The organism is Sphingopyxis macrogoltabida (genome assembly GCF_001314325.1).
Lineage (GTDB): Bacteria > Pseudomonadota > Alphaproteobacteria > Sphingomonadales > Sphingomonadaceae > Sphingopyxis > Sphingopyxis macrogoltabida.
Genome location: NZ_CP009429.1, coordinates 24134 through 44432, shown reverse-complemented (window position 1 = coordinate 44432; position 20299 = coordinate 24134). Strand labels below are relative to the sequence as shown.

Below are 20299 nucleotides of genomic sequence, written 5' to 3'. Positions count from 1 at the left end.
GGGCGTCCGAATCACATAATAAAGGACTGCATCTCCCATGCGCATCGACCTGATCCCCGCCGGCGACAGCCCCCCCGACAGCCTCAACGTGCTGATCGAAGTGCCGATCGGCGGCGAACCGGTGAAATATGAGTTCGACAAGGCGTCGGGCGCGCTGTTTGTCGACCGGTTCCTGCACACGCCGATGCGCTATCCCGCCAATTACGGCTTCATTCCGCACACGCTGGGCGACGATGGCGATCCGCTCGACGCCCTCGTCGTCGCGCGCTCGCCGATCGTCGCGGGCGCGGTGGTCAAATGCCGTCCGATCGGCGTGCTGCTCATGGAAGACGATGCCGGCGGCGACGAGAAATTGCTCTGTGTCCCCGTCAACAAGACCTTTCCCTATTACGACAAGGTCGCGACCTACAAGGACATGCCCGAAATCGTGCTCCAGCAGATCGAGCATTTCTTCACCCACTACAAGGATCTCGAACCCGGCAAATGGGCGAAGCTCAACGGCTGGGGCGACGTCGACGAGGCAAAGCGCATCATCGTCGAAAGCGTCGAACGCGCAAAGAAGATCGGCTTCTAGTTCGCGTCGCCGGGCGCCGAGCCTTCGTCCGGCGCCCCGACCAGCCGCACATCGGTGCGCGGATAGGGAATGTGGATACCCGCTTCCTTGAAGCGGTCCCATATTCCCAGAAACACCTCGCCCTGGATATTGCCGAGCCCCGCCTCGGGGTCCGAAATCCAGTAGCGCAGTTCGTGGTCGACCGCGCGTTCGCCGAAGGCGGTGATCCACACCGCCGGCTCGGGCTCGTTCAGGATGCGCGGATTCTGCTGCGCGGTCTCGACGATCAGCCGCTGCGCGAGCCGGAGGTCGGCGTCGTAGGGCACCGGAATGCGCATCCGCACCCGCACCTCGGGGCTGGCGTAGCTCCAGTTCTCGACCGGCTGCGTCATCAAGAGTTCGTTCGGGATCAGATGCTTCTTGCCGTCGCGGGTGATGACGTTGACCGCGCGCACGCCGATCTTGGCGACGCGTCCGACATTGGGCACCCCGGCGGGAAGCGCCGAGCCGCCCATCGAACTGCCGTCGCCGACGACGATGATATCGCCCGGCTTGATCGAGCGGTCCATCAGCAGGATGATTCCCGCAATCAGATTGCCGACCGTCTTCTGCAGCCCGAAACCGATCGCAAGGCCGGCGGCGCCTGAAAAGACCGCGAGCGCGGTCAGGTCGATGCCGAGCAGGTCGATGCCGAACAGCATCGCGAAAACGAACAGCGCGATCGCGATCAGCTTTTCGGCGAGCAGCCGCTGCGTCGCGTCGATCTGGGTGTTGCGGCGCAGCAACCATTTGATCGAGCGCAGGGTAACGCGCACCGCGACATAGAGCAGCACCGCGACGATGATCGTCGAGAAAAGGCCATAAAGCGACAGGCGGTACGAGCCGACGTCGATGCCGATCGCCTGCATCGCCTCGACCGTGCGCGTTGCGCCGTCGCGCAAACGCTCCATCGCACTCATGCCGGCATCGCCGCAAAGCCGCGTGCGAGGTCGGCGATCAGGTCGGCGGGATCCTCGAGCCCGATCGACAGGCGGACGAGCGCATCGGGATCGTCCCAGCGCGTCGCGGTGCGAATCTCCGCGGGATCGCTGGGGACGACGAGGCTTTCGTAACCGCCCCAGCTGAAGCCGATGCCGAAATGCGCCAGCGCGTCGATGAAGCGCGTTCGCGACGCCGTGTCGGCACCCTTGAGCGTGAAGCCGAACAGCCCGCTGGTGCCGGTGAAATCGCGCGCCCAGATCGCATGGCCGGGGTCGCCCACCAGCGCCGGATGGAGCACGCGCCCCACCTCGGGCCGCGCCGCGAGCCAGTTCGCCACCGCCAGCCCGTTTTCGCCGTGCCGCTGCATCCGCACGTCGAGCGTGCGCAGCCCGCGCAGCATCAGCGCGCAGTCGTCGGGCGAGACCGACTGGCCGAGCTGATAGGCGGCGCTCCGCAATTTCGACCACACGGCCTTGCTCGCGGTGAGCGACCCCATCATCGCATCGCTGTGGCCGCCGACATATTTGGTCAGGCTCATCATCGTCACGTCGATGCCCTGCTTTAGCGCCGGGAAGAGCAAGGGCGTCGCCCAGGTGTTGTCGAGCATCGTCAGCACGCCGCGTTCGCGCGCCACCGCGGTAATCGCGGGAATATCCTGCACTTCGAAGGTCAGGCTGCCCGGCGATTCGAGGAAGATCAGCCTGGTTTCGGGGGTGATCAGTTCGGCGATTCCCGCACCGACGAGCGGATCATAATAGGTCGTCGTCACGCCATAGCGCTTGAGCAAGCCATTGCAGAACGATCGCGTCGGCTCATAGGCGCTGTCGACCATCAACAGATGGTCGCCCGGCGCGAGCAGCGCCAGCAGCCCCGCCGAATTGGCGGCGACCCCCGAGGGATAGAGCAAGGTGCCCTCGCCCCCCGGCTCCATCTGCGTCAGCGCGTCGGCGAGCGCCCACACCGTCGGCGTCCCGCGCCGGCCGTAATAAAGCTTGTCGTGGGTGGCGTGGCCTCGCGCCTTCAGGTCGGCGATATTGTCGTAAAGGATCGTCGACGCCCGCCATACCGGCGGATTGACGACCCCGCCGCCAAGCCGCGGGTCGCCGGTCCATTCGGGCCGCCTTCCGCCCTGTACGAGTTTCGTGGCCGGGCGGAGATTGTCGTCGTCGCTGTCGTTCATCCAGTCGTGTTAGCGTGCCGCTCGCCAAAATCCAGCAGCGGCACGCCTGGCCGGTCCGGTTCAGGCGGCGCCGGTCGCCTTGGGCGTCGCCGGATCGGCGCCCCATTCGGTCCAGCTGCCGTCGTACACCGCGACATCGTCCTTGCCGAGCAGGTGCGCGCCAAAAGCCACGACGGTGGCGGTCATGCCGCTGCCGCAGGTCGTGACGAGCGGCTTGTCGAGATCGATGCCGGCGGCATCGAAGGCGGCCTTCAGCTCGTCGCCCTGCTTCCAGGTGCCGTCGGCGTTGAACAATTCGCCATAAGGCAGGCTACGCGAGCCGGGGATGTGGCCGGGCGCGAGGCCGGGGCGCGGATCGCGCTCTTCGCCGGTAAAACGCGCCGCCGAACGCGCGTCGACGACCTGTTCGGCGTTGCTCGCCACATTGGCGAGCAGCTGTTCCTTGGTGCGCACGGCCTTGGCGTCGCGCCAGACGGTGAAGTGGCGGTGGCGGAGCGTCTGCTTGCCCATTTCGAGCGCGCGGCCTTCGGCCTTCCACTTGGCGAGCCCGCCGTCGAGCAATGCGACGTCGTGGGCGCCGAACAGCTTGAGCAGCCACCACGCGCGTGCCGCGCTTTTCAGCGGGCTGTCGTCATAGAGTACGATGCGGCTGCCGTCGCCGAGGCCGAGCGACTGCATGCGGCTGGCGAATTTTTCGGCGGGCGGCGCCATATTCTCGACTGCGTTCGACGCGTCGGTCAGTTCGGCCAGATCCATGAACACCGCGCCGGGGATGTGCCCCGCCTCATATTCGGCGCGCGCGTCGCGGCCGGCATCGGCAAGAAATTTCGTCGCATCGACGACCCGCAGGTCCGATGCCCCCAGTTCGCGTTCCAGCCAGTCGGTTGAGACCAAGGCGTCCATGTCATGCTCCTGTTGCGACCATCGGGAACCTTGATGCCTGTCCCTCGCCGGCCATCCTGCTGCGCTCTGTTATCTTTCCGGGGACATGTAGCCTATGCCCCCACCTGCGCTTTTTCAAGCGCAGTGGCGTCCTGCCCCAGTCGATGGTGCGCCGCAACAAAAAACCATTCGAAAGCAGGCGAAATATGTCGCTTTCGCGGCTATTGCGCGCGGCGCATCGCCGTGGCGCGCGCACCGGGGCGATCGACGCGATGCTGCGCGCGATCGAGGGGCAGCGGCGCCAGCTTCTCGCTGCTCGCTCCTCCCTGTTCACGGCCGAGCACGAAGCTGCCGGCATTCTGGCCAAAGGCCTCGCCGGGGCCATCCCAATGATAGGTGACGTCGAACGCAGCCACCGGGATCAGCATCGGGCGCCCGGCGATCATCAGCGGTTCGATTGCAGCGCGCGGCAACATCACCTCGGTCGAGATCTGCTCGCCCGCGCCGGGTTCGATCGCGATATCGTCGCGCAGCACGCTGCCGCCGGCGCCGTCGAAGAAGCGCGCGAGGACGGCCTCGGGCATCGCCGACCCCTGCCCGAGCGCGATGCGCACCATCAGCCCGGTCGCGGCGACCGGGCCCTGGTTGGCGAGGTTGAGGGCGAGCGAGACGACGACCTGATCCGCCGTCATGCGGATGTCCCGGATTTCGAGCGCCATCGCGACCATCGCGCGCTGCTCGTCGGCGGGCCGGGTGACCAGCGGCGCGGCAGTCCGCCCGGCCGGCGCCGAGGGACGCGCGGCCGGAGCCGGGGGCGTCGGCGCGCGGGCCGGCGCGGCCGCACGGGGCGTGGGCCGAGGCGCGGCGGGCTCGACGGGCGGAACATATTCGGCAGGCGCGGCGCCAGCCGGCAGCGGACGGCGCCGCCAGTACCAGATTCCGGCCCCAAGCGCCGCGAGCCCGGCGAGTAGCCACGCCCAGAGCGGTGTCCCGCTTCCTTCGCGCTTCGGCACCGCGACCGATGCCCCATCGTCTGCGGGCGGCGGCGCCACCGACGCCGCGCTATCCGTTGGCCCCGACGTTACCGGCGGAAGCGACGGAGCGGCATTGTCCGAAGCGGGCGGTTCGACCGCAGCGGCGGGCTGGTCGTTCGCCGCCGAACGCGAGGTCGAAGCAGCGGGCGTATCGCGCCGCGACGGAGTGGGCGCCGGGGCAGCCGTGCCCGCGGCCGGACGCGCCGGGGTCGACGGCTGCGTCGGCGTCACGCGCGGCGGCGCCGGTTGCGGGGCGGGCGTCGGCGTCGGCGCGCCGCGCCGTTCGCCGGGGGCGACGGGGGGCAAGCCATTGTCCGAAGGCCCCTGGACCCCCGGCGTACGCCCCTCGTCGGCCGGCGGCAGGCGGAAATCGATCGAACGACCGGATGATGGCGCCGGGGTCGGCGTTTCGGTCTGCTGCGCCGAGACGGGCACGACTCCGGCGCCCGCGAGCACCAGCGCCAGCGCGGCCAGCGACGCACCCGCCGCCGTTCGTTCGTGCCCGATCCGCTTCATCTTCATGCCGTCTTTGCGACCCCGATTGTCTTAGGGTCAGGACCCATTAATTTGCCGTTCGAGGCGTCGAAATGGCGAAGATATCGGGTTCGGGCGGGTGCCGCGGGTAGCATCGCTACCCGCAAGGCCGCGCGGACCTGAGATCGAAGCCATTTCGGCGTCCCTTCGGGATTTGACCGATTTTGTCCATGGCGTCGTCGAAAAGCCTTGAAATATATCCATATTCCTACGCCTTTTCTCCTCGCCCTGAACAAAATCGCTTCAAACCTCGAACGGCAAATCAATGGGTCCTGACCCTCAGTCTTGTCCGCACCGCTGAATTGGCGCTGAACCATGTGGCGTTTGCAGGCCGCCGTCGATCAAGTGAACGATGACATCGGCCGCGCTGCGCACTAGACGAAAGCCATGAGTGATTCCAGCCATCCCCCGCTCGCCCCGAAGCATTTGGGCCGATCCAGCGACCTTCCCGCCTCGCCCGAAGCCGCGACCCTCGATTATGTGCCCAATCCGCGGGCGAACGAGCTGTATCTGGTCCGCTTCGCCGCCCCCGAATTCACCTCGCTCTGCCCGGTGACCGGCCAGCCCGATTTCGCGCACATCGTCATCGATTACGCCCCCGGCGAAACGATCGTCGAATCGAAAAGCCTGAAGCTCTTTCTCGGCAGTTTCCGCAATCACGCGGGTTTCCACGAGGATTGCACCGTCGGTATCGGCCGCCGCCTGTTCAACGAGATGCAGCCCCAATGGCTGCGCATCGGCGGTTACTGGTACCCGCGCGGCGGCATCCCCATCGATGTCTTCTGGCAGTCCGGTCCCCCTCCGGCGGGACTATGGCTGCCCGATCAGGGCGTCGCATCCTACCGGGGACGCGGTTGATGGCGATTTTCAACGAAAATTGTCGGATTTCATCTTTCCGTCATCATTTGTTGACACTAGTGTCAACGATATGACCTCCGTCTCGCATCCGCATGACCATGCCATCGCCGTCGGCGCCGACCAGATCGATTTCATGGGGCACGTCAACAATGCCCATTATCTGAGCTGGGTGCAGGAAGCGGTGCTGTCGCACTGGCGCAAGATCGCCCCGCCCGATGCGGTCGCGGCGCATCTGTGGGTCGCGCTGAAGCACGAGATCACCTATCGCCGTCCCGCCTTCCTCGACGATCAGGTCATCGCCACCGTGATCCTCGAAAAGGTTCAGGGCGCGCGCGCCTTCTACGAGACGGTCATCAAGCGCGGCGAGGACGTGCTCGCCGAAGTCAAATCGAGCTGGTGCTGCATCGACGCCGAAACGCTGCGCCCCGCAAGGCTCGCCAGCGACGTGATCGCGCGCTTCTTTCCCGCCGAAAAAGCATAGGAAAGCATTTGGGGAATAGCAAAAGGCCCGCCGTTTCGGGCGGGCCTTCCACATCGGTCGTCCGGGCAATGCGCGTTACGGGCTGACCGGAGCGTCGTCGTCGTTGTCGATCGCAAGCCAGATGCCGCCGGCAACTATGAGCAGCGCCAGCACTGCGGGAAGCCAGCTCGAACCTTCCAACTCATTCGTGCCGTCGGAGGCGCTCGTCGCACGCGCAGCATCGAAAGCAGGCGCGGCCGATGCGGCGACCGGCGAAAGGATCATCGAAGCGGCAGCGATCGAGACCGCAGCCTTTTTGAACATAGTCATCACAAACTCCATCGACAGCATAGCGAAGCCGGCGCCACACGCGCCAAGCTCCATTCGGCCTGCTACCGACGAATTCGCGCTACGGTTCCGTCCTGTTCGGGCGACTTGCGACAAAACAAGGCGAAACGTGCCGCAACGCCGGTCAGGACGCAGAACCGCCAGATCGAGCTAATGAGTCCGGAAATGCAGCGGCAACCGTTTGAGCCCGCCGACAAACACCGATTCGACCCGCGCGGGCTCGCCCGCCAGTTCGAGGCTTTTCAGCCGCGGCAACAATTCCTCCATCAGGATCCGCATCTCCATGCGCGCCAGATGCTGGCCAAGGCAGACATGCGCACCAAAGCCGAAAGCGATCTGCTGGTTCTTTACGCGGTCGGGATCGAAGGCGAAGGGATCGGTGAAGACTTCCTCATCGCGGTTGCCCGAGACATAGTTCAGCATCAGCCAGTCGCCCGCGTGGATCGTCTGGCCGCCGATCTCGACGTCTTCCTTGGCGCTACGCATGAAATGCTGAACCGGTGTCGTCCAGCGGATCGCTTCCTCGATCAGTCCCGCCTTGTCGCTTTCGGCGCTGCGGAAGCGCTCGAACAGCGCCGGGTTCTTCGCCAGCTCCATCATTGCGCCGGCGGTCGAGGCGCTCGTCGTGTCGTGCCCGGCGGTCGCGATGATCATATAATAGCCGGCAAGCTCGCGGTCGGGAATCTGCTCACCGCCCACCATCGCATTGGCGATCACCGTCGCGATATCCTCGCGCGGGTTGGCGCGCCGGTCGGCGGTGAGCGCGCCGAAATAATTCTCGAAGTCGGCGATGACATAGTTGAGCATCGCGATCGCCTGTTCGGCGCTGGTGATCGCCTCACGGCTGCGGTTCAGTTCGGGATCGGTCGGACCGAATAATTGCTGCGTGAGCATCAGCATCCGCGGCTCGTCTTCCGGCGGGACGCCCAGAATGTCCATGATGACGCGGAGCGGATAATGCGCGGCGACATCGCGCGCGAAGTCGCATTCGCCGCCGGCCTCCAGCATATGATCGACCGTGTCGCGTGCGATTTCGCGGATGCGTTCCTCGACGATCTTCAGATTCTTGGGCATGAACCAGCTCTGCGTCAGCAGCCGGTATTTCATATGGTCGGGCGCATCCATCTGGACGAGCGAACGGATGAGGTGCCCGTCATTGTTCGGCGTCGCGGCGCGCGCCAGCGCCTCGCCGTCACGGTCGGTGAGCACGGTCGGCCGGATGCCGTTGGCGAAACGCTGCGGATCGCGGCTGATCGCCATGATGTCGGCGTGGCGGGTGACGAGCCAGAACGGGTCGTGATTGGGATTTTCCGCGACCGCGAGCGGGGCGTTGGCGCGGGCCCACGCCAATTGTTCGTGAAGCGGTTCCCACTGCCCGTAAGCGACGGGGTTGATGACCGCAGCGGCTACCTCTCCAGGTAATATAGGTTTTGTCATGCAACCAAAGCTGCCGCGATTCGGCGCATTTGTCGAGCGGGTAAACATCGGGACAGGCCGCTCCGTTTCAGGCGATCTGCGGCGCCCCCGCCGGCATCGCATCCGCCCATTGGGCCCGCGCCTTGCGGATCATCGCTTTCAGCGCATCGGCATGCCGCTGCCACGCGGCCGCAGTCGCGTCATCCCAAGCGGCGCCTGCGGCGGCACCGAGTTCGGCGAGAGTCATGTCGATAAAGGCGTCATATTCGCCGATCGGCAATGCGCCATAGCTGCGATGGGTGAAGACCAGTTCGGCGACCAGCGGCCAGACCCACGCCTCGCCCTTTGCCAGCCCGAACATCATCTGCAGCGTCTCGTCGGTCATCCGCCGCGACGCGGCATCGACCGAGATGAAGCTCGCCCGCCGTTCGGGATAAGCGGCGAAGAAGCGCTCGAACAGCGCGTGACGGATGTCGATGCCGGCGTCGGCGACCGCAATCAGCGCGGCCTCCATCAGCGCGGCATCGCCTCCGGTCACCGCGCGCTCACTTGAACAGGCTGCCCAATATGCCGCGCATCAACTGGCCGCCGAACTTGCCGGCGACCTGCCGGCCGAGATTGGTCGCGGCCGAGCGCGCCGCCGATTGCACCATCTTTTCGGCAAAGCTCGGCTTCGCCGCCTCGCGCGCTGCCGCCTTTTCCTGCCGCAGCCGTTCCTTTTCCTCGGCAACCTTGCGTTTCGCCTCTTCCTTCGCAGCGATCGCGGCCTGCTTGTCGGCTTCGGCCTGCGCCTTCGCTTCTACCGCCGCCGCCTGCGCCTGCTCGGCTTTCGCGGCGAGCAGTTCCTCGGCGCTTTCGCGGTCGACGACCGTATCGTACTTGCCCTCGACCGGGGAGATCGACTTGATAATCGCGCGTTCCTTGGCCTCCAGCGGCCCGGCACGCGAGCAGGGCGGCTTGATCAAAGTACGCTCGACCGGCGACGGCGCGCCGTCGGCCATCAGCAACGACACCAGCGCCTCACCGACCTTCAGTTCGGTGATCTCGCGCGCGACGTCGACCTTGGGATTGGGGCGGAAGGTTTCGGCGGCCGCCTTGACCGCCTTCTGGTCGCGCGGGGTGAAGGCGCGGAGCGCATGCTGGACGCGATTGCCGAGCTGGCCCGCCACGTCCTCGGGAATGTCGATCGGGTTCTGGGTGACGAAATAGACGCCGACGCCCTTCGAACGGATCAGGCGCACGACCTGTTCGATCTTCTCCGCGAGCGCGGGCGGCGCGTCGTCGAACAGCAGGTGCGCTTCGTCGAAGAAGAAGACCAGCTTGGGCTTGTCGGGATCGCCGACCTCGGGAAGCGTCTCGAACATCTCGCTCAAGAGCCAGAGTAGGAAAGTCGCATAAAGCTTGGGGCTCGCCATCAACTTGTCGGCGGCGAGGATATTCACATAGCCGCGGCCGTTCTCGTCGGTGCGGATCATGTCCATGATGTCGAGCGCGGGTTCGCCGAAGAAATGATCGCCGCCCTGGCTTTCCAGCGTCAGCAATTGCCGCTGGATCGTCCCGACGGTCGCCTTCGACACATTGCCATATCTGGTGGTCAGCTCGTCGGCATTCTCGGCGCACCAGGCGAGCATCGCCTGCAGGTCGCCCATGTCGAGCAGGAGCAGATTCTGTTCGTCGGCGACGCGGAAAGCGATCGCGAGCACGCCTTCCTGGACTTCGTTGAGACCCATCAACCGCGCGAGCAGCAACGGCCCCATTTCCGAGATCGTCGTGCGGATCGGGTGGCCCTGTTCGCCGAACAGGTCCCAGAAGATCACCGGATTGTCGCGATACGCCCACTCGCTGTCGCCGATCTCGGCCGCCCGCGCGGCGAAAATCTCGTGCATCTTCGACGTCGGGCTGCCCGCCATCGCCATGCCGGCAAGGTCGCCCTTCACATCGGCGACGAACACCGGAACGCCGACCGCCGAAAATCCCTCGGCCAATCCTTGCAACGTCACCGTCTTGCCGGTGCCCGTCGCACCGGCGATCAGCCCGTGCCGGTTCGCGCGCTTCAGGACCAGCGACTGGCGCGGCCCGTCCTTTGCGCCGCCGCCACCGAGGCCGATATAGATTTCACCTGCTGCGCCGTCGCTCACTTCGCTTTCCTCCGCTCGGGAACCTGCCCTCGGTCTAGAGTGGAGAGGCAGGAAATCAAGCGACCAGCATGCGCCTGCAGCCGGGTGTCACCGTCCCATTTGCCCAAATTTGCCACAAAAGTGCAGCAATTGCGCAACACTGCTGACATGAACGTCAGCCGCAAGAGCTTCCGCAATTGACCCGGCCCGCGCCGCACGCCAACGGGCAAATCGTTTTTAACGTCTCTCCCATCGTCAACTCTGTTTCAGGAAGCTTGCCCATGCGCCACTTTCCTTCCGCTACCGCTATAGCCCCCGTTCTGGTCGCGCTCGCCGCCGCCGGCTGGGCAGCCCCCGCCGCCGCACAGGACGCGTCCGCCGCACCCGTCGCCGAAGACAGCGGCCTCGGCGACATCATCGTCACCGCGCAGCGCCGCGAGGAAAGCCTGCAGGACGTGCCGGTTTCGGTCAGCGTGCTGTCGGGCGGCACGCTCGATGCCATCACCTCGTCGGGCAGCGACGTGCGCGTGCTCGCGGGCCGCGTTCCCAGCCTGAACATCGAAAGCTCGTTCGGCCGCACCTTCCCGCGCTTCTATATCCGCGGCCTCGGCAACACCGACTTCGACCTCAACGCGTCGCAGCCGGTCAGCCTCGTCTATGACGACGTCGTCCTCGAAAACCCGATCCTCAAGGGCTTCCCGATCTTCGACCTCGACCGCGTCGAAGTGCTGCGCGGGCCGCAGGGCACGCTGTTCGGCCGCAACACCCCGGCCGGCATCGTCAAGTTCGACACCGTCAAGCCCGGCAAGACCGGCGGCTATGCGCGCGTCAGCTATGGCCGTTATGGCAACAGCCAAGTTGAAGTGGCGGCAGGCGCCGCCGACGACAATGGCTTCTCGGTCCGCCTGTCGGGCCTCTATCAGCACCGCGACGACTGGGTCGACAATGTCGCGACGACGAAGAACAAGGACCTTGGCGGCTATGACGACATCGCCGCGCGCCTCCAGCTTCAGTATGAAAGCGGTCCCTTCACCGGCCGCCTGACCGGTCAAGTCCGCGTCTACGACGGTTCGGCGATCATCTTCCGCGCCAACACGCAGGTCCCGGGCAGCAACAAGCTGGTCGGCCTCGGCGGCGCCGGCACCAAGTTCGAGCGCGACAAGGTGTGGCAGGACGGGCTCAACTTCCAGAAGCTCAACACCTATAATGTCGGGCTGAACCTCGAATATGATTTCGGGCCGGTGACCGCTTACTCGATCACCTCCTACTGGAACGGCAATTTCCGCAGCCGCGGCGACATCGACGGCGGCTTCGGCGCCGTGTTCCTGCCCGAATCGGGTCCGGGCCTGATCCCGTTCCAGGCGCAGAGCCAGGACAATGTGCCGAGCCTCGACCAGTTCACGCAGGAAATCCGCATCGCGTCGAACAACAGCGGCGGGCTCGGCTATCAGTTCGGCGCCTTCTACTTCAATGAAGACCTCGACATCTCGAGCTTCGAGTTCGGCGGCCCGACCGACGCGACGCCGTCGGCGATCGCGGTTCAGCGTCAGGAAAGCGAAGCCTATGGCATCTTCGGTTCGGTCAACTATGCGTTCGACAATGGGCTGAAGCTGCAGGCCGGCGCGCGCTACAACCATGACACGCGCGATTTCGTCGCGTCGCGTCCGGTCGAAACGCGCCCGATCTTCGTCGTCAACCCGAACACGCCGGTTCCGCCGCAGGCGGCGACCGTGAAGGGCAAACTGCTGACGTGGGACGCCAGCGCGACCTGGGAAGCGACCGACGGCTTCAACATCTATGCGCGCGTCGCGCGCGGCTATCGCGCGCCGTCGGTGCAGGGCCGCCTGACCTTCTCGCGCGTCATTTCGACCGCCGATCAGGAAGAGACGATGTCGTATGAGGCGGGGATCAAGACCTCCTTCCTCGACAACCGCGTCCGCTTCAACCTGACCGGCTATTACTTCGACACCAAGGACCTGCAGCTCACTGCGGTCGGCGGCACCTCGAACGTCGCCAGCCTGCTCAACGTCGATGCGAAGGGCCATGGCATCGAGGCCGAACTGCAGGCAGCCCCGGTAACGGGGCTGACCTTCTCGGTCGGCGGCGCCTGGAACATCGCCAAGATCGACGATGCCAATGCCTTCGTCGCCGGCTGCGGCTCGGCCACGCCGTGCACCGTGCTCGACCCGCAGCGTCCGGGCAGCCCCGGCATCTATTCGATCGACGGCAACCAGTTGCCGCAGTCGCCGAAGTGGACGGTGAACTGGACCGCGGGTTATGAATTCCCAGTCGGCAATGGCGCGATCTATGCGTTCACCGACTGGTATTACCGCTCGAAGATCCAGTTCTTCCTCTATCAGTCGGTCGAATTCTCGGACGACAAGATGCTCGAGGGCGGGCTGCGCGTCGGTTATCGCACCGACCGCTTCGACATCGCGGGCTTCGTGCGCAACATCACCAACGATGCGTCGCCGACCGGCGGCATCGATTTCAACAACATCACCAGCTACGTCAACGAACCCCGCATCTGGGGCGTCGAGGCGGGCGTGAAGTTCTGATGCGAACATAATTCGACGATCGGGCCGGGACAGTCCGGCCCGATCGAAGCAACAAAAAAAGGGCGCGCCGCCATCGCAGCGCGCCCTTTTTTTTCATGTCAGGTCAGGCGACCGGGCCGACGCGCGGGTCGGGTTCCAGCCGGATCAGCGGCTGCGTCCGGCCACTGAGCTTCGCGAACAGGCGCGGGACAAGGGCATGGTGCTGCGCCCAGTTCCAATAGGCCTGATAGGCGGGATCGGCGAAGAGGTGCTTCTCCTCGGTCTTCGCACGCCAGTAATAGACGCCGCTGACCAGCCCGAGCAGGATGACGTTGCGTGCCGCCTCGATCCAGCCGCCGGTGGTGACGAGGAAAGGCATCGACCCGACCCACCAGCTCAGATTCTTCGAAATATAAGCGGGGTGCCGCGTGAAGCTGTACGGCCCGTGCGTAATGACCCCGCGATGCGTCAGATTGGAAAAGCGGATGCCGAACGCCATCGTCGCCCAGGCGTAGATCGAGATAAGCGCGACGAGCACGACGCCCCAGATCGCCGTCAGCGTCTCATGACCCTGCAGCCAGTAACCCCAGTCGGCGCCGCCGACCTGATAGTCGAGCGGGCCGCCGTTCATCAGGATGAAGGGCGGATAGCAGATCAGCGCCGCGACCCACGCCATGCCATAGGGGTTCGCCGTCCGGATGTGCGAATCGAGCGGCTTCATCGTCAGGATATAGCCTACCGTCGCGATATGGACGTCGACGAGGTAGAGGAGGTTGATCGTCCACAGCCCGACCGTGAACGGGTTGGCGAGCACCTCGCTCATCGGCACCGCGACGAGCGACGAGAAATTGCCCGGCACGATCGACAGCATGAAGGCGGTGAAAAAGCCCTTCACCGTCCACGCGCGCAGATGATGCCAGATTGCGCGGCTATCGACCGGCTGGCCGCCCCCTGTTTTATGGCCTGCGATCAGCCAGTGTCCGAATTGCCAGCAGCCATCGCGCGGTTCGACGAGGCGGCGGTCGAGCCACAGCATATAGACGACCGATATCCCGAGCAGCCACGGCGCGACGCGTTCGAGCAGGTCCATCGAAAAGGCGTAATTGCCCTCCCAATAATAGCGCATTGTCGCATAGGTCAGCGCGATCAGCGCCCAGGTTGCCCACAGCCCGGCAAGCTTGGTCAGGCTGATATCGACCGTCTCGCGCCACGGGCGGCGCAGCGACCAGTCGATTCCGGTCGACGGATTGCGGTGCACCTTGTCGACGAAAACCGACCACAGCACCATCGGCAGACCGCAGGCGAGCACGCTGGCGATCGCCGAATTGGGGCCGTCCATCCGCCCGCGGTCGCCCCAGTCGATGCCAAGGAAACCCGCGATCTCGGGCGCGTAACGCGCGAGGATCAAATAGGAAAACAGCCCGAGCAGGCCGACGATTCCGACCCCGGCGCTGACCGCCGAGCGCGGCCGCACAGGACTGACGGCGGGCAGAACGGAGGCGGGATTGCCGCCACCTGAAGGGGTAAGGCTGGACATCTGGTTCACGCCGTACCCCTAACCAAAAATGGTAAGCAAGCCGTCAATATTACCGCGCGATTCGCAAGCGATTTTCTGCCAAAATGGCAGTATTTGCCGCATCTGACACCGTTCACCGCGAGTCATGTTCGACTCGGCGCGAGTCGCGCCGCAAAGATTCGCGCGGCTGCTTCTGCGCTGTTAAGGGCGCCATCAAGTCGGGGCGGAGGGCTCCACAAGAACACCAAGATGGGGTCGCCACTTGTCTTCGTTATCGACGGGTCTGCGCCAGTGGCGCGAGCGCGTTTCTGCGCTGTTTCAGGACCATGAAATCTTCGTTCGCACGCACGGTCACGTGCGCTTCCTGCGCGTCAGCGCGGTCTGGCAAAAGCGCGTCGCGCTGATCGCCGGGCTCGTCCTGCTCGCCTGGGCCGGTGCCACGCTCGCCGTGCTCGTCAACCAGTTGCTCAGCTCCGGCGAACGCGCCGAAGTCGCGCAGAAGCAGGCCGCCGCCGCAGCGGCCGAGGCGCGCATCGCCAAATATCGCGACCGCGTCGCCGAAACCGCTGCCGACCTCGAAGAGCGGCAGAACCAGCTCGACGAATGGCAGAAGAGCTATTTCGGCGACGAGCCCGCGATCCCGGGCGAAGCCGCGGCAACCGGTGCCGAAGCGAAACCCGCGCCGCTGAAGACCAGCGCCATCGACCCCAATCTGCCGCCCGAAGCGCAGGCGCTGGCGCGGATCGAGGCGCGACAGGAAGCCTTTTCGGCGCGCCTGCTCGCAGCGGTCAGCGCGCGCGCCGCGAAAGCCGAAAGCGCGGTTGCCAAGCTCGGCCTCGACCCCGCTTCGCTGGTGCGCAGCGCTGCGGCCGGCCGCGGTGGTCCCTTCATTCCCTATCGCGGCCGCCTCGGCCGTGCGGGCGAACTCGGCAAGGGCTTTGCCGCGCTCGAAGGTGCGCTGTTCCGAATGGAAGTGCTCGAACGCACGCTCGTCGCGATCCCCTCGGGACAGCCCGCCAATGTGCTGATGCTCTCGTCGAGCTACGGCTATCGCAGCGACCCCTTCACCGGCGCCGGCGCGATGCACTCGGGGCTCGATTTCCCTGGCCCGATCGGTAGCCCGATCCTCGCGGCCGCGCCCGGCAAGGTCGTTTTCGTCGGCCAGAAGTCGGGTTACGGCAATGTCGTCGAAGTCGATCACGGTCAGGGCATCCTGACCCGCTACGCCCATCTTTCGGGTTTCACGACGCGGGTCGGCAGCGCGGTTGCCGCGGGCCAGCAGATCGCTAAAATGGGTTCGACCGGCCGCTCGACCGGCAGTCACCTGCATTTCGAAGTCCGTCTGAACGGCGCCGCGGTCAATCCGCGCCGCTTCCTGGAGGCCAAAGCCGATGTTCTCGAAGTCAAAGCCGACGCACGACAGCGAGTCGGCGCCCTCGCAGCCGGCACCGGCGGTGCCCGCTAAGATGGCGACCGGCGCCCGTCATACGACCTTTTCGATCCTCGGGTCGGACGTCGTCGTCACCGGCAATGTTGCCGCCAGCGTCGACCTGCACGTCGACGGCAAGATCGACGGCGACCTGAAATGCGCCAACCTCGTCCAGGGCGAGGCGAGCGAGATCAAGGGCGCGGTGGTCGCCGAGACCGCCAAGATCGCGGGCCTGCTCGACGGATCGATCGAGGCGAAGACGCTGATCGTTCATGCGACCGCACGGATCACCGGCGACGTGATCTACGAAAACATCACGATCGAGAATGGCGGCAAGGTCGACGGCAAACTCAGCCATCGCCGTCATGGCGCGGGCGCCGCCAAGGCGCCGCCGCCGTTGGAAGTGGTCGAGAACAAGTCGGCTTTGGGAATCTGATTGCACGGCTGCCGGAATGGCGGCTTAGGGGTGGAAAGCTGTCGTTACCTCCCCCCGCTTTCGTCATCCCGGACTTGATCCGGGATCCATGACGACGGTGCAGCTATGGATCCCGGATCAAGTCCGGGATGACGAATGGAAAAGGTCCACAACCGGCCGCAACCGGCCATCGCTGTCCCTCGCCAGCATTGTTACATTCGCCCGACCCGCAACGACACCGCCACCCGGTCGCCTAGCCTGACACCCTCGGCCCGCTGCACCGCGACCTTCACCGGTAGAAGATAGCCGCCGTCGCGCGGGAACAGCGAGGTCGTGAAATCGCTCGCCCCGATCCGCGCAACAACCGGCACGACACCCCAGCCATAGCTTTCCGACAGCGCCGCGTAGCGGATCGCGCCAACATGCGCATCGGGGATGGCGGCAAACAGGAACGGCGCCGGGCCGCGCCATTCGATAATCTCGGCATCGAAAGCGATCTCTTCCACCGCGATCAGTTCCGCGGCGCCTGCCGCCGGTAGCTCAGCGCCTCGGCGATATGGATGCGGCCGACGGTTTCGGCGCCCGCGAGGTCGGCGATCGTCCGCGCGACGCGCAGCATCCGCGTATAGCCGCGCGCCGACAGCCGCATCGCCTCGGCCGCCTGTGCGAGCAACTGGCGGCCCGGCTCGTCGGGGGTTGCGACCGCTTCGAGCAGTTCGCCGTCGATCTCCGCATTGGTGCGCGCCTTGTGGTCCGCATAGCGCCGCGTCTGGATATCGCGCGCCGCCGCGACGCGCGCCGCAACCTCCGCACTGCCTTCGGTGGGTGGCGGCAGGACAAGGTCGGCGGCGCTGACGGCCTGCACTTCGACATGCAGGTCGATGCGGTCGAGCAGCGGGCCCGACAGCTTTGCCTGATAATCGGCGGCACAGCGCGGCGCGCGGCTGCACGCGAGCGCCGGGTCGCCGAGATGGCCGCAGCGGCACGGGTTCATCGCCGCAACGAGCTGGACGCGCGCCGGGAAGGTCACATGCGCATTGGCGCGCGCGACGCTGACCTCGCCCGTTTCGAGCGGCTGGCGCAGCGAATCGAGCACGCCGCGCTGGAACTCGGGCAGCTCGTCGAGGAAGAGCACGCCGAGATGCGCGAGGCTGACCTCGCCCGGCCGGACGCGGAGGCCCCCGCCGACGAGCGCCGGCATCGACGCCGAATGATGCGGCGCGCGGAACGGCCGCGCGCGGACGAGCCGCCCGCCTTCGAGGGTTCCGGCGACCGAGGCGATCATCGAGACTTCGAGCGCTTCGCCGGGGGTCAGCTCGGGCAAGATGCCGGGCATGCAGGCGGCCATCAGCGACTTGCCCGACCCCGGCGGCCCCGACATCATCAGATTATGCGCCCCGGCCGCGGCGATTTCGAGCGCGCGCTTCGCGGTTTCCTGCCCCTTTACCTGCGCCAAATCGGCGCCGCGCGCCGGCATTTCGACCTCGCCCGGCATCGGCGCCGCGAGCAGCGCGCTGCCCTTGAAATGGCCGAGCAGCGACAGGAGGTCGGGCGCGCCGAGCACCTCGACATGGCCCGCCCACGCCGCTTCGGGTCCCTGTGCGGCGGGGCAGATCAGCCCGCGCTCGACGCTGCCCGCATGCAGCGCGGCGAGGAGGACGCCGGGCGATGCCGCAACGCGCCCGTCGAGCCCGAGTTCGCCGACGACCACGTACGAAGCGAGCGTTTCGGCATCGACCACCCCCATCGCGCCGAGCAGCGCCAGCGCGATCGGCAGGTCGTAGTGCGAGCCTTCCTTGGGCAGGTCGGCGGGCGACAGGTTGACGGTGATGACCTTGGGCGGCAGCGACAGGCCGATCGCGGCGATCGCGGCGCGCACCCGCTCACGGCTTTCGCCGACCGCCTTGTCGGGCAGCCCGACGACGACGAACCGGGGAACGCCCGGCGTGATCTGGCACTGCACCTCGACCCCGCGCGCCTCGAGCCCGAGATAGGCGACGGTGGAAACGATCGCGACCATGAAATCCCCCGCTGCCCGTCCTCGCGGCACGCGATGTGCCTGCTTTGTTCCCCATGCCTCTTTACGGCAAGCGGACGGAACGTCGAGTCTTTTCGAAAGTTGTCGAAGGTGCCGCGCAGCGCAACCGTCGTTGCAGATTTGACAACATACCAACTAGTCGGTATGTAGATTCGCATGACGACGAATCAGCCTCCTGCCGCGCCCCGGCGCACCCCGCGCCCCGCCGCCGCCCGCGATGTCCCCCCGGCGGGCGGCGGCATCCCGGTCGACGCGGGCCGGGCGCCGCGCGGCAGCGCGCGCGACAAGCTGATCGCCGCGGCGCATGCGACGGTGCGCCGTAAGGGTTATGCCGCAACGACGGTCGACGAGATCTGCGCCGCGGCGGGCGTCACCAAGGGCGCCTTCTTCCACCACTTCGAATCGAAGGAAGCGCTGGCGATCGCCGCCGCCGAAGGCTGGACCGAGCGTGCCCGCCCGATGTTCGAACTGCCGCCGCACACCAGGCTGGTCGACCCGCTCGACCGCCTGCTCGGCCATATCGACTTCCGCTTTTCGATGCTCGACGGCCCGGTCGAGGATTTCACCTGCTTCGTCGGCACGATGGTGCAGGAAGCCTATGGTACCAATCCGGCGATCCGCGCGGCGTGCGAGGCGAGCATCAACGCCTATTGCGAGGCGCTGGCCCCCGACATCGAGGCGGCGATCGCGCGCCACGGCATTTCGCAGGGCGTCAGCGCGATGAGCATCGCGCGTCACGTCCAAGCGGTGCTGCAGGGCGCCTTCATCATGGCGAAGACCACCGACGATCCCGCGATCGCGCGCGACAGCGTCACCCACCTGAAGCGTTACATCCTCATGCTGTTCGGCAGAGGCTGAACCACCCATCCCCCCAAGAAGAGAGAAGAGAGGAAGTTCCCCATGTCCAATGCCCCCAAGATGATCTTCGTGAACCTGCCGGTCACCGATCTCGATGCGTCGAAGGCCTTTTACGAAGCCGTCGGCGCGGCCAACAACCCCGCCTTCACCGACGAGACCGCCGCGTGCATGGTGGTCGCCGAAGGGTCGATCCACGTCATGCTGCTGACCCATGAAAAATGGGCGACCTTCACGTCGAAGGCGATCCCCGACGCCCGGACGACGGCGCAGGTGCTGCTCTGCATCTCGGCCGACAGCCGCGAGGATGTCGACGGGCTGGTCGACAAGGCGGTTGCCGCAGGCGGCAAGGGCGATCCGACCCCGACGCAGGATTATGGCTTCATGTACGGCCGCAGCTACGAAGATCCCGACGGCCATATCTGGGAAGTGATGTGGATGGATCCCGCGGCGGCCAGCGGCGAATTCCCCGCCGAAGCCGAAGCCTGACCCTAGCCGACAGGAGGAAGGCGATGACCGAAACTCTCCCCTCGAAAAAGGCGCTGATCGCCGGACGGAGCTTAAGCGGCCTCGTTATCGCCTTCCTCCTCTTCGACGCCGGGCTCAAGCTGGTGTCGCCCGGAACCGCGATCAAATACAGCCCGCCGGGCCTTGGATGGCCGCTCGACGTTCCGACGATGACGATGCTCGGGCTCCTGCTGCTGATCCCGACCCTGCTCTACATCTGGCCGCGCACCGCAATCCTCGGCGCGATCCTGATCACCGCCTATCTCGGCGGCGCGGTCGCCACCCATGTCCGCATCGGCAGTCCGCTGTTCAGCCATATCCTGTTCGGCGCCTACCTTGGCGTGATGCTGTGGGGCGGGCTGTGGCTGCGCGACCCGCGCATCCGGGCGCTGATCCCGCTCCGGTCGGGAGCCGCACAATGAGCTTTCAGGCCTATCTCGACAATGTCGAAGCGAAGACCGGCAAATCGGCCGCCGAACTGAAGGTCATCGCGATCGAAAAAGGCCTCGCCGACGACGGCGGCCTCGCGCCGGGCGTCAAGGCCACCGCGATCGTCGACTGGCTGAAGCGCGATTTCGACCTTGGCCACGGCCACGCGATGTCGATCGTCGCTTATATCAAAGGGAAGAGGAACTGATC

Annotated in this window: 21 protein-coding genes; 10 read left to right on the top strand and 11 right to left on the bottom strand. The window is 65.9% G+C overall.

What is annotated here, in order from left to right; translation table 11 throughout:
• Positions 1-37 precede the first annotated feature (37 nt).
• Positions 38-574, top strand: a complete 537-nt coding sequence (gene ppa, locus LH19_RS00255) for an inorganic diphosphatase (protein WP_054723890.1) — start codon at positions 38-40, stop codon at positions 572-574.
• Here ppa and LH19_RS00250 read toward each other — a convergent pair.
• The 4 genes from LH19_RS00250 to LH19_RS00235 all read right to left on the bottom strand — a co-directional run bounded on the left by LH19_RS00250 (position 571) and on the right by LH19_RS00235 (position 5146).
• Positions 571-1512, bottom strand: coding sequence for a mechanosensitive ion channel family protein (locus LH19_RS00250; protein ID WP_082395350.1), 942 nt, complete (start codon positions 1510-1512; stop codon positions 571-573). The genes ppa and LH19_RS00250 overlap by 4 nt on opposite strands.
• Positions 1509-2714, bottom strand: coding sequence for a cystathionine beta-lyase (gene metC, locus LH19_RS00245; protein ID WP_054723886.1), 1206 nt, complete (start codon positions 2712-2714; stop codon positions 1509-1511). The genes LH19_RS00250 and metC overlap by 4 nt, the downstream gene beginning before the upstream one ends.
• 60 nt (positions 2715-2774) lie before the next feature.
• Positions 2775-3617 carry a 3-mercaptopyruvate sulfurtransferase gene (sseA, locus tag LH19_RS00240; RefSeq protein ID WP_054723884.1) on the bottom strand — a complete coding sequence of 281 codons (843 nt, stop codon included), beginning with the start codon at positions 3615-3617 and terminating at the stop codon, positions 2775-2777.
• Between the two features lie 200 nt (positions 3618-3817).
• On the bottom strand, positions 3818-5146 hold the full coding sequence (locus LH19_RS00235) for a hypothetical protein (protein ID WP_234716035.1): 1329 nt from the start codon (positions 5144-5146) through the stop codon (positions 3818-3820).
• 405 nt (positions 5147-5551) lie between these two features.
• On the opposite strand from LH19_RS00235, the gene queF reads away from it, so the two are divergent.
• Together queF and LH19_RS00225 are read left to right on the top strand one after the other, a co-directional pair.
• Positions 5552-6022 carry a preQ(1) synthase gene (gene queF / locus LH19_RS00230; RefSeq protein WP_054723881.1) on the top strand — a complete coding sequence of 157 codons (471 nt, stop codon included), beginning with the start codon at positions 5552-5554 and terminating at the stop codon, positions 6020-6022.
• Between the two features lie 70 nt (positions 6023-6092).
• The gene (locus LH19_RS00225; protein ID WP_054723879.1) at positions 6093-6503 is read left to right on the top strand and encodes an acyl-CoA thioesterase; all 411 of its coding nucleotides are present in this window, start codon (positions 6093-6095) and stop codon (positions 6501-6503) included.
• 75 nt (positions 6504-6578) lie between these two features.
• Here the strand turns inward: LH19_RS00225 and LH19_RS00220 are convergent, their stop codons facing one another.
• From LH19_RS00220 to LH19_RS00205, 4 genes are all read right to left on the bottom strand, one after another.
• Complete coding sequence (locus LH19_RS00220; RefSeq protein ID WP_145923305.1) at positions 6579-6812, bottom strand: hypothetical protein; 234 nt, start codon at positions 6810-6812, stop codon at positions 6579-6581.
• A 168-nt stretch (positions 6813-6980) separates the two neighbouring features.
• The gene (locus LH19_RS00215) at positions 6981-8267 is read right to left on the bottom strand and encodes a cytochrome P450 (protein ID WP_054732763.1); all 1287 of its coding nucleotides are present in this window, start codon (positions 8265-8267) and stop codon (positions 6981-6983) included.
• A 67-nt stretch (positions 8268-8334) separates the two neighbouring features.
• The gene (locus LH19_RS00210; protein ID WP_054723875.1) at positions 8335-8784 is read right to left on the bottom strand and encodes a hypothetical protein; all 450 of its coding nucleotides are present in this window, start codon (positions 8782-8784) and stop codon (positions 8335-8337) included.
• Between the two features lie 7 nt (positions 8785-8791).
• A complete protein-coding gene (locus LH19_RS00205; RefSeq protein WP_054723873.1) occupies positions 8792-10384 on the bottom strand; it encodes a helicase HerA-like domain-containing protein in 1593 nt (530 codons plus the stop codon).
• A gap of 260 nt (positions 10385-10644) precedes the next feature.
• Here LH19_RS00205 and LH19_RS00200 point away from each other — a divergent pair, with 260 nt between their 5' ends.
• Complete coding sequence (locus LH19_RS00200; RefSeq protein WP_054723871.1) at positions 10645-12921, top strand: TonB-dependent receptor; 2277 nt, start codon at positions 10645-10647, stop codon at positions 12919-12921.
• A 103-nt stretch (positions 12922-13024) separates the two neighbouring features.
• Here the strand turns inward: LH19_RS00200 and LH19_RS00195 are convergent, their stop codons facing one another.
• Positions 13025-14437 carry a methyltransferase family protein gene (locus LH19_RS00195; RefSeq protein ID WP_145923599.1) on the bottom strand — a complete coding sequence of 471 codons (1413 nt, stop codon included), beginning with the start codon at positions 14435-14437 and terminating at the stop codon, positions 13025-13027.
• A 241-nt stretch (positions 14438-14678) separates the two neighbouring features.
• Here LH19_RS00195 and LH19_RS00190 point away from each other — a divergent pair, with 241 nt between their 5' ends.
• Together LH19_RS00190 and LH19_RS00185 are read left to right on the top strand one after the other, a co-directional pair.
• Complete coding sequence (locus LH19_RS00190) at positions 14679-15881, top strand: M23 family metallopeptidase (protein ID WP_054723869.1); 1203 nt, start codon at positions 14679-14681, stop codon at positions 15879-15881.
• Position 15882: 1 nt separating this feature from the next.
• Positions 15883-16281, top strand: a complete 399-nt coding sequence (locus LH19_RS00185) for a bactofilin family protein (RefSeq protein WP_054723868.1) — start codon at positions 15883-15885, stop codon at positions 16279-16281.
• A 191-nt stretch (positions 16282-16472) separates the two neighbouring features.
• Here the strand turns inward: LH19_RS00185 and LH19_RS00180 are convergent, their stop codons facing one another.
• Positions 16473-16766, bottom strand: a complete 294-nt coding sequence (locus LH19_RS00180; protein ID WP_054723866.1) for a DUF1905 domain-containing protein — start codon at positions 16764-16766, stop codon at positions 16473-16475.
• A gap of 5 nt (positions 16767-16771) precedes the next feature.
• The gene (locus LH19_RS00175) at positions 16772-18280 is read right to left on the bottom strand and encodes a YifB family Mg chelatase-like AAA ATPase (protein ID WP_054723864.1); all 1509 of its coding nucleotides are present in this window, start codon (positions 18278-18280) and stop codon (positions 16772-16774) included.
• 174 nt (positions 18281-18454) lie between these two features.
• Between LH19_RS00175 and LH19_RS29605 the strand changes: the two genes are divergently transcribed.
• The 4 genes from LH19_RS29605 to LH19_RS00155 are packed head-to-tail and all read left to right on the top strand — an operon-like array spanning position 18455 to position 20297.
• Positions 18455-19156 carry a TetR/AcrR family transcriptional regulator gene (locus LH19_RS29605; protein WP_082395349.1) on the top strand — a complete coding sequence of 234 codons (702 nt, stop codon included), beginning with the start codon at positions 18455-18457 and terminating at the stop codon, positions 19154-19156.
• A 42-nt stretch (positions 19157-19198) separates the two neighbouring features.
• On the top strand, positions 19199-19642 hold the full coding sequence (locus tag LH19_RS00165) for a VOC family protein (RefSeq protein ID WP_054723862.1): 444 nt from the start codon (positions 19199-19201) through the stop codon (positions 19640-19642).
• Between the two features lie 23 nt (positions 19643-19665).
• Positions 19666-20082, top strand: coding sequence for a DoxX family protein (locus LH19_RS00160; RefSeq protein WP_054723860.1), 417 nt, complete (start codon positions 19666-19668; stop codon positions 20080-20082).
• Positions 20079-20297 (top strand): DUF4287 domain-containing protein, encoded by a 219-nt coding sequence (locus tag LH19_RS00155; protein ID WP_054723859.1) that lies wholly within the window; start codon positions 20079-20081, stop codon positions 20295-20297. The genes LH19_RS00160 and LH19_RS00155 overlap by 4 nt, the downstream gene beginning before the upstream one ends.
• Positions 20298-20299: the final 2 nt, after the last annotated feature.

Bases quoted from the DNA above. Each gene is read 5' to 3' on its own strand.
- LH19_RS00185 (WP_054723868.1), top strand. From the start codon at position 15,883: ATGGCGACCGGCGCCCGTCATACGACCTTTTCGATCCTCGGGTCGGAC.
- LH19_RS00195 (WP_145923599.1), bottom strand. From the start codon at position 14,437: ATGTCCAGCCTTACCCCTTCAGGTGGCGGCAATCCCGCCTCCGTTCTG.
- LH19_RS00220 (WP_145923305.1), bottom strand. From the start codon at position 6,812: ATGACTATGTTCAAAAAGGCTGCGGTCTCGATCGCTGCCGCTTCGATG.
- LH19_RS00215 (WP_054732763.1), bottom strand. From the start codon at position 8,267: ATGACAAAACCTATATTACCTGGAGAGGTAGCCGCTGCGGTCATCAAC.
- LH19_RS00200 (WP_054723871.1), top strand. From the start codon at position 10,645: ATGCGCCACTTTCCTTCCGCTACCGCTATAGCCCCCGTTCTGGTCGCG.
- sseA (WP_054723884.1), bottom strand. From the start codon at position 3,617: ATGGACGCCTTGGTCTCAACCGACTGGCTGGAACGCGAACTGGGGGCA.
- LH19_RS00155 (WP_054723859.1), top strand. From the start codon at position 20,079: ATGAGCTTTCAGGCCTATCTCGACAATGTCGAAGCGAAGACCGGCAAA.
- LH19_RS00235 (WP_234716035.1), bottom strand. From the start codon at position 5,146: ATGAAGCGGATCGGGCACGAACGAACGGCGGCGGGTGCGTCGCTGGCC.
- LH19_RS29605 (WP_082395349.1), top strand. From the start codon at position 18,455: ATGACGACGAATCAGCCTCCTGCCGCGCCCCGGCGCACCCCGCGCCCC.
- LH19_RS00225 (WP_054723879.1), top strand. From the start codon at position 6,093: ATGACCTCCGTCTCGCATCCGCATGACCATGCCATCGCCGTCGGCGCC.
- LH19_RS00250 (WP_082395350.1), bottom strand. From the start codon at position 1,512: ATGAGTGCGATGGAGCGTTTGCGCGACGGCGCAACGCGCACGGTCGAG.
- queF (WP_054723881.1), top strand. From the start codon at position 5,552: ATGAGTGATTCCAGCCATCCCCCGCTCGCCCCGAAGCATTTGGGCCGA.
- metC (WP_054723886.1), bottom strand. From the start codon at position 2,714: ATGAACGACAGCGACGACGACAATCTCCGCCCGGCCACGAAACTCGTA.
- LH19_RS00175 (WP_054723864.1), bottom strand. From the start codon at position 18,280: ATGGTCGCGATCGTTTCCACCGTCGCCTATCTCGGGCTCGAGGCGCGC.
- ppa (WP_054723890.1), top strand. From the start codon at position 38: ATGCGCATCGACCTGATCCCCGCCGGCGACAGCCCCCCCGACAGCCTC.
- LH19_RS00160 (WP_054723860.1), top strand. From the start codon at position 19,666: ATGACCGAAACTCTCCCCTCGAAAAAGGCGCTGATCGCCGGACGGAGC.
- LH19_RS00165 (WP_054723862.1), top strand. From the start codon at position 19,199: ATGTCCAATGCCCCCAAGATGATCTTCGTGAACCTGCCGGTCACCGAT.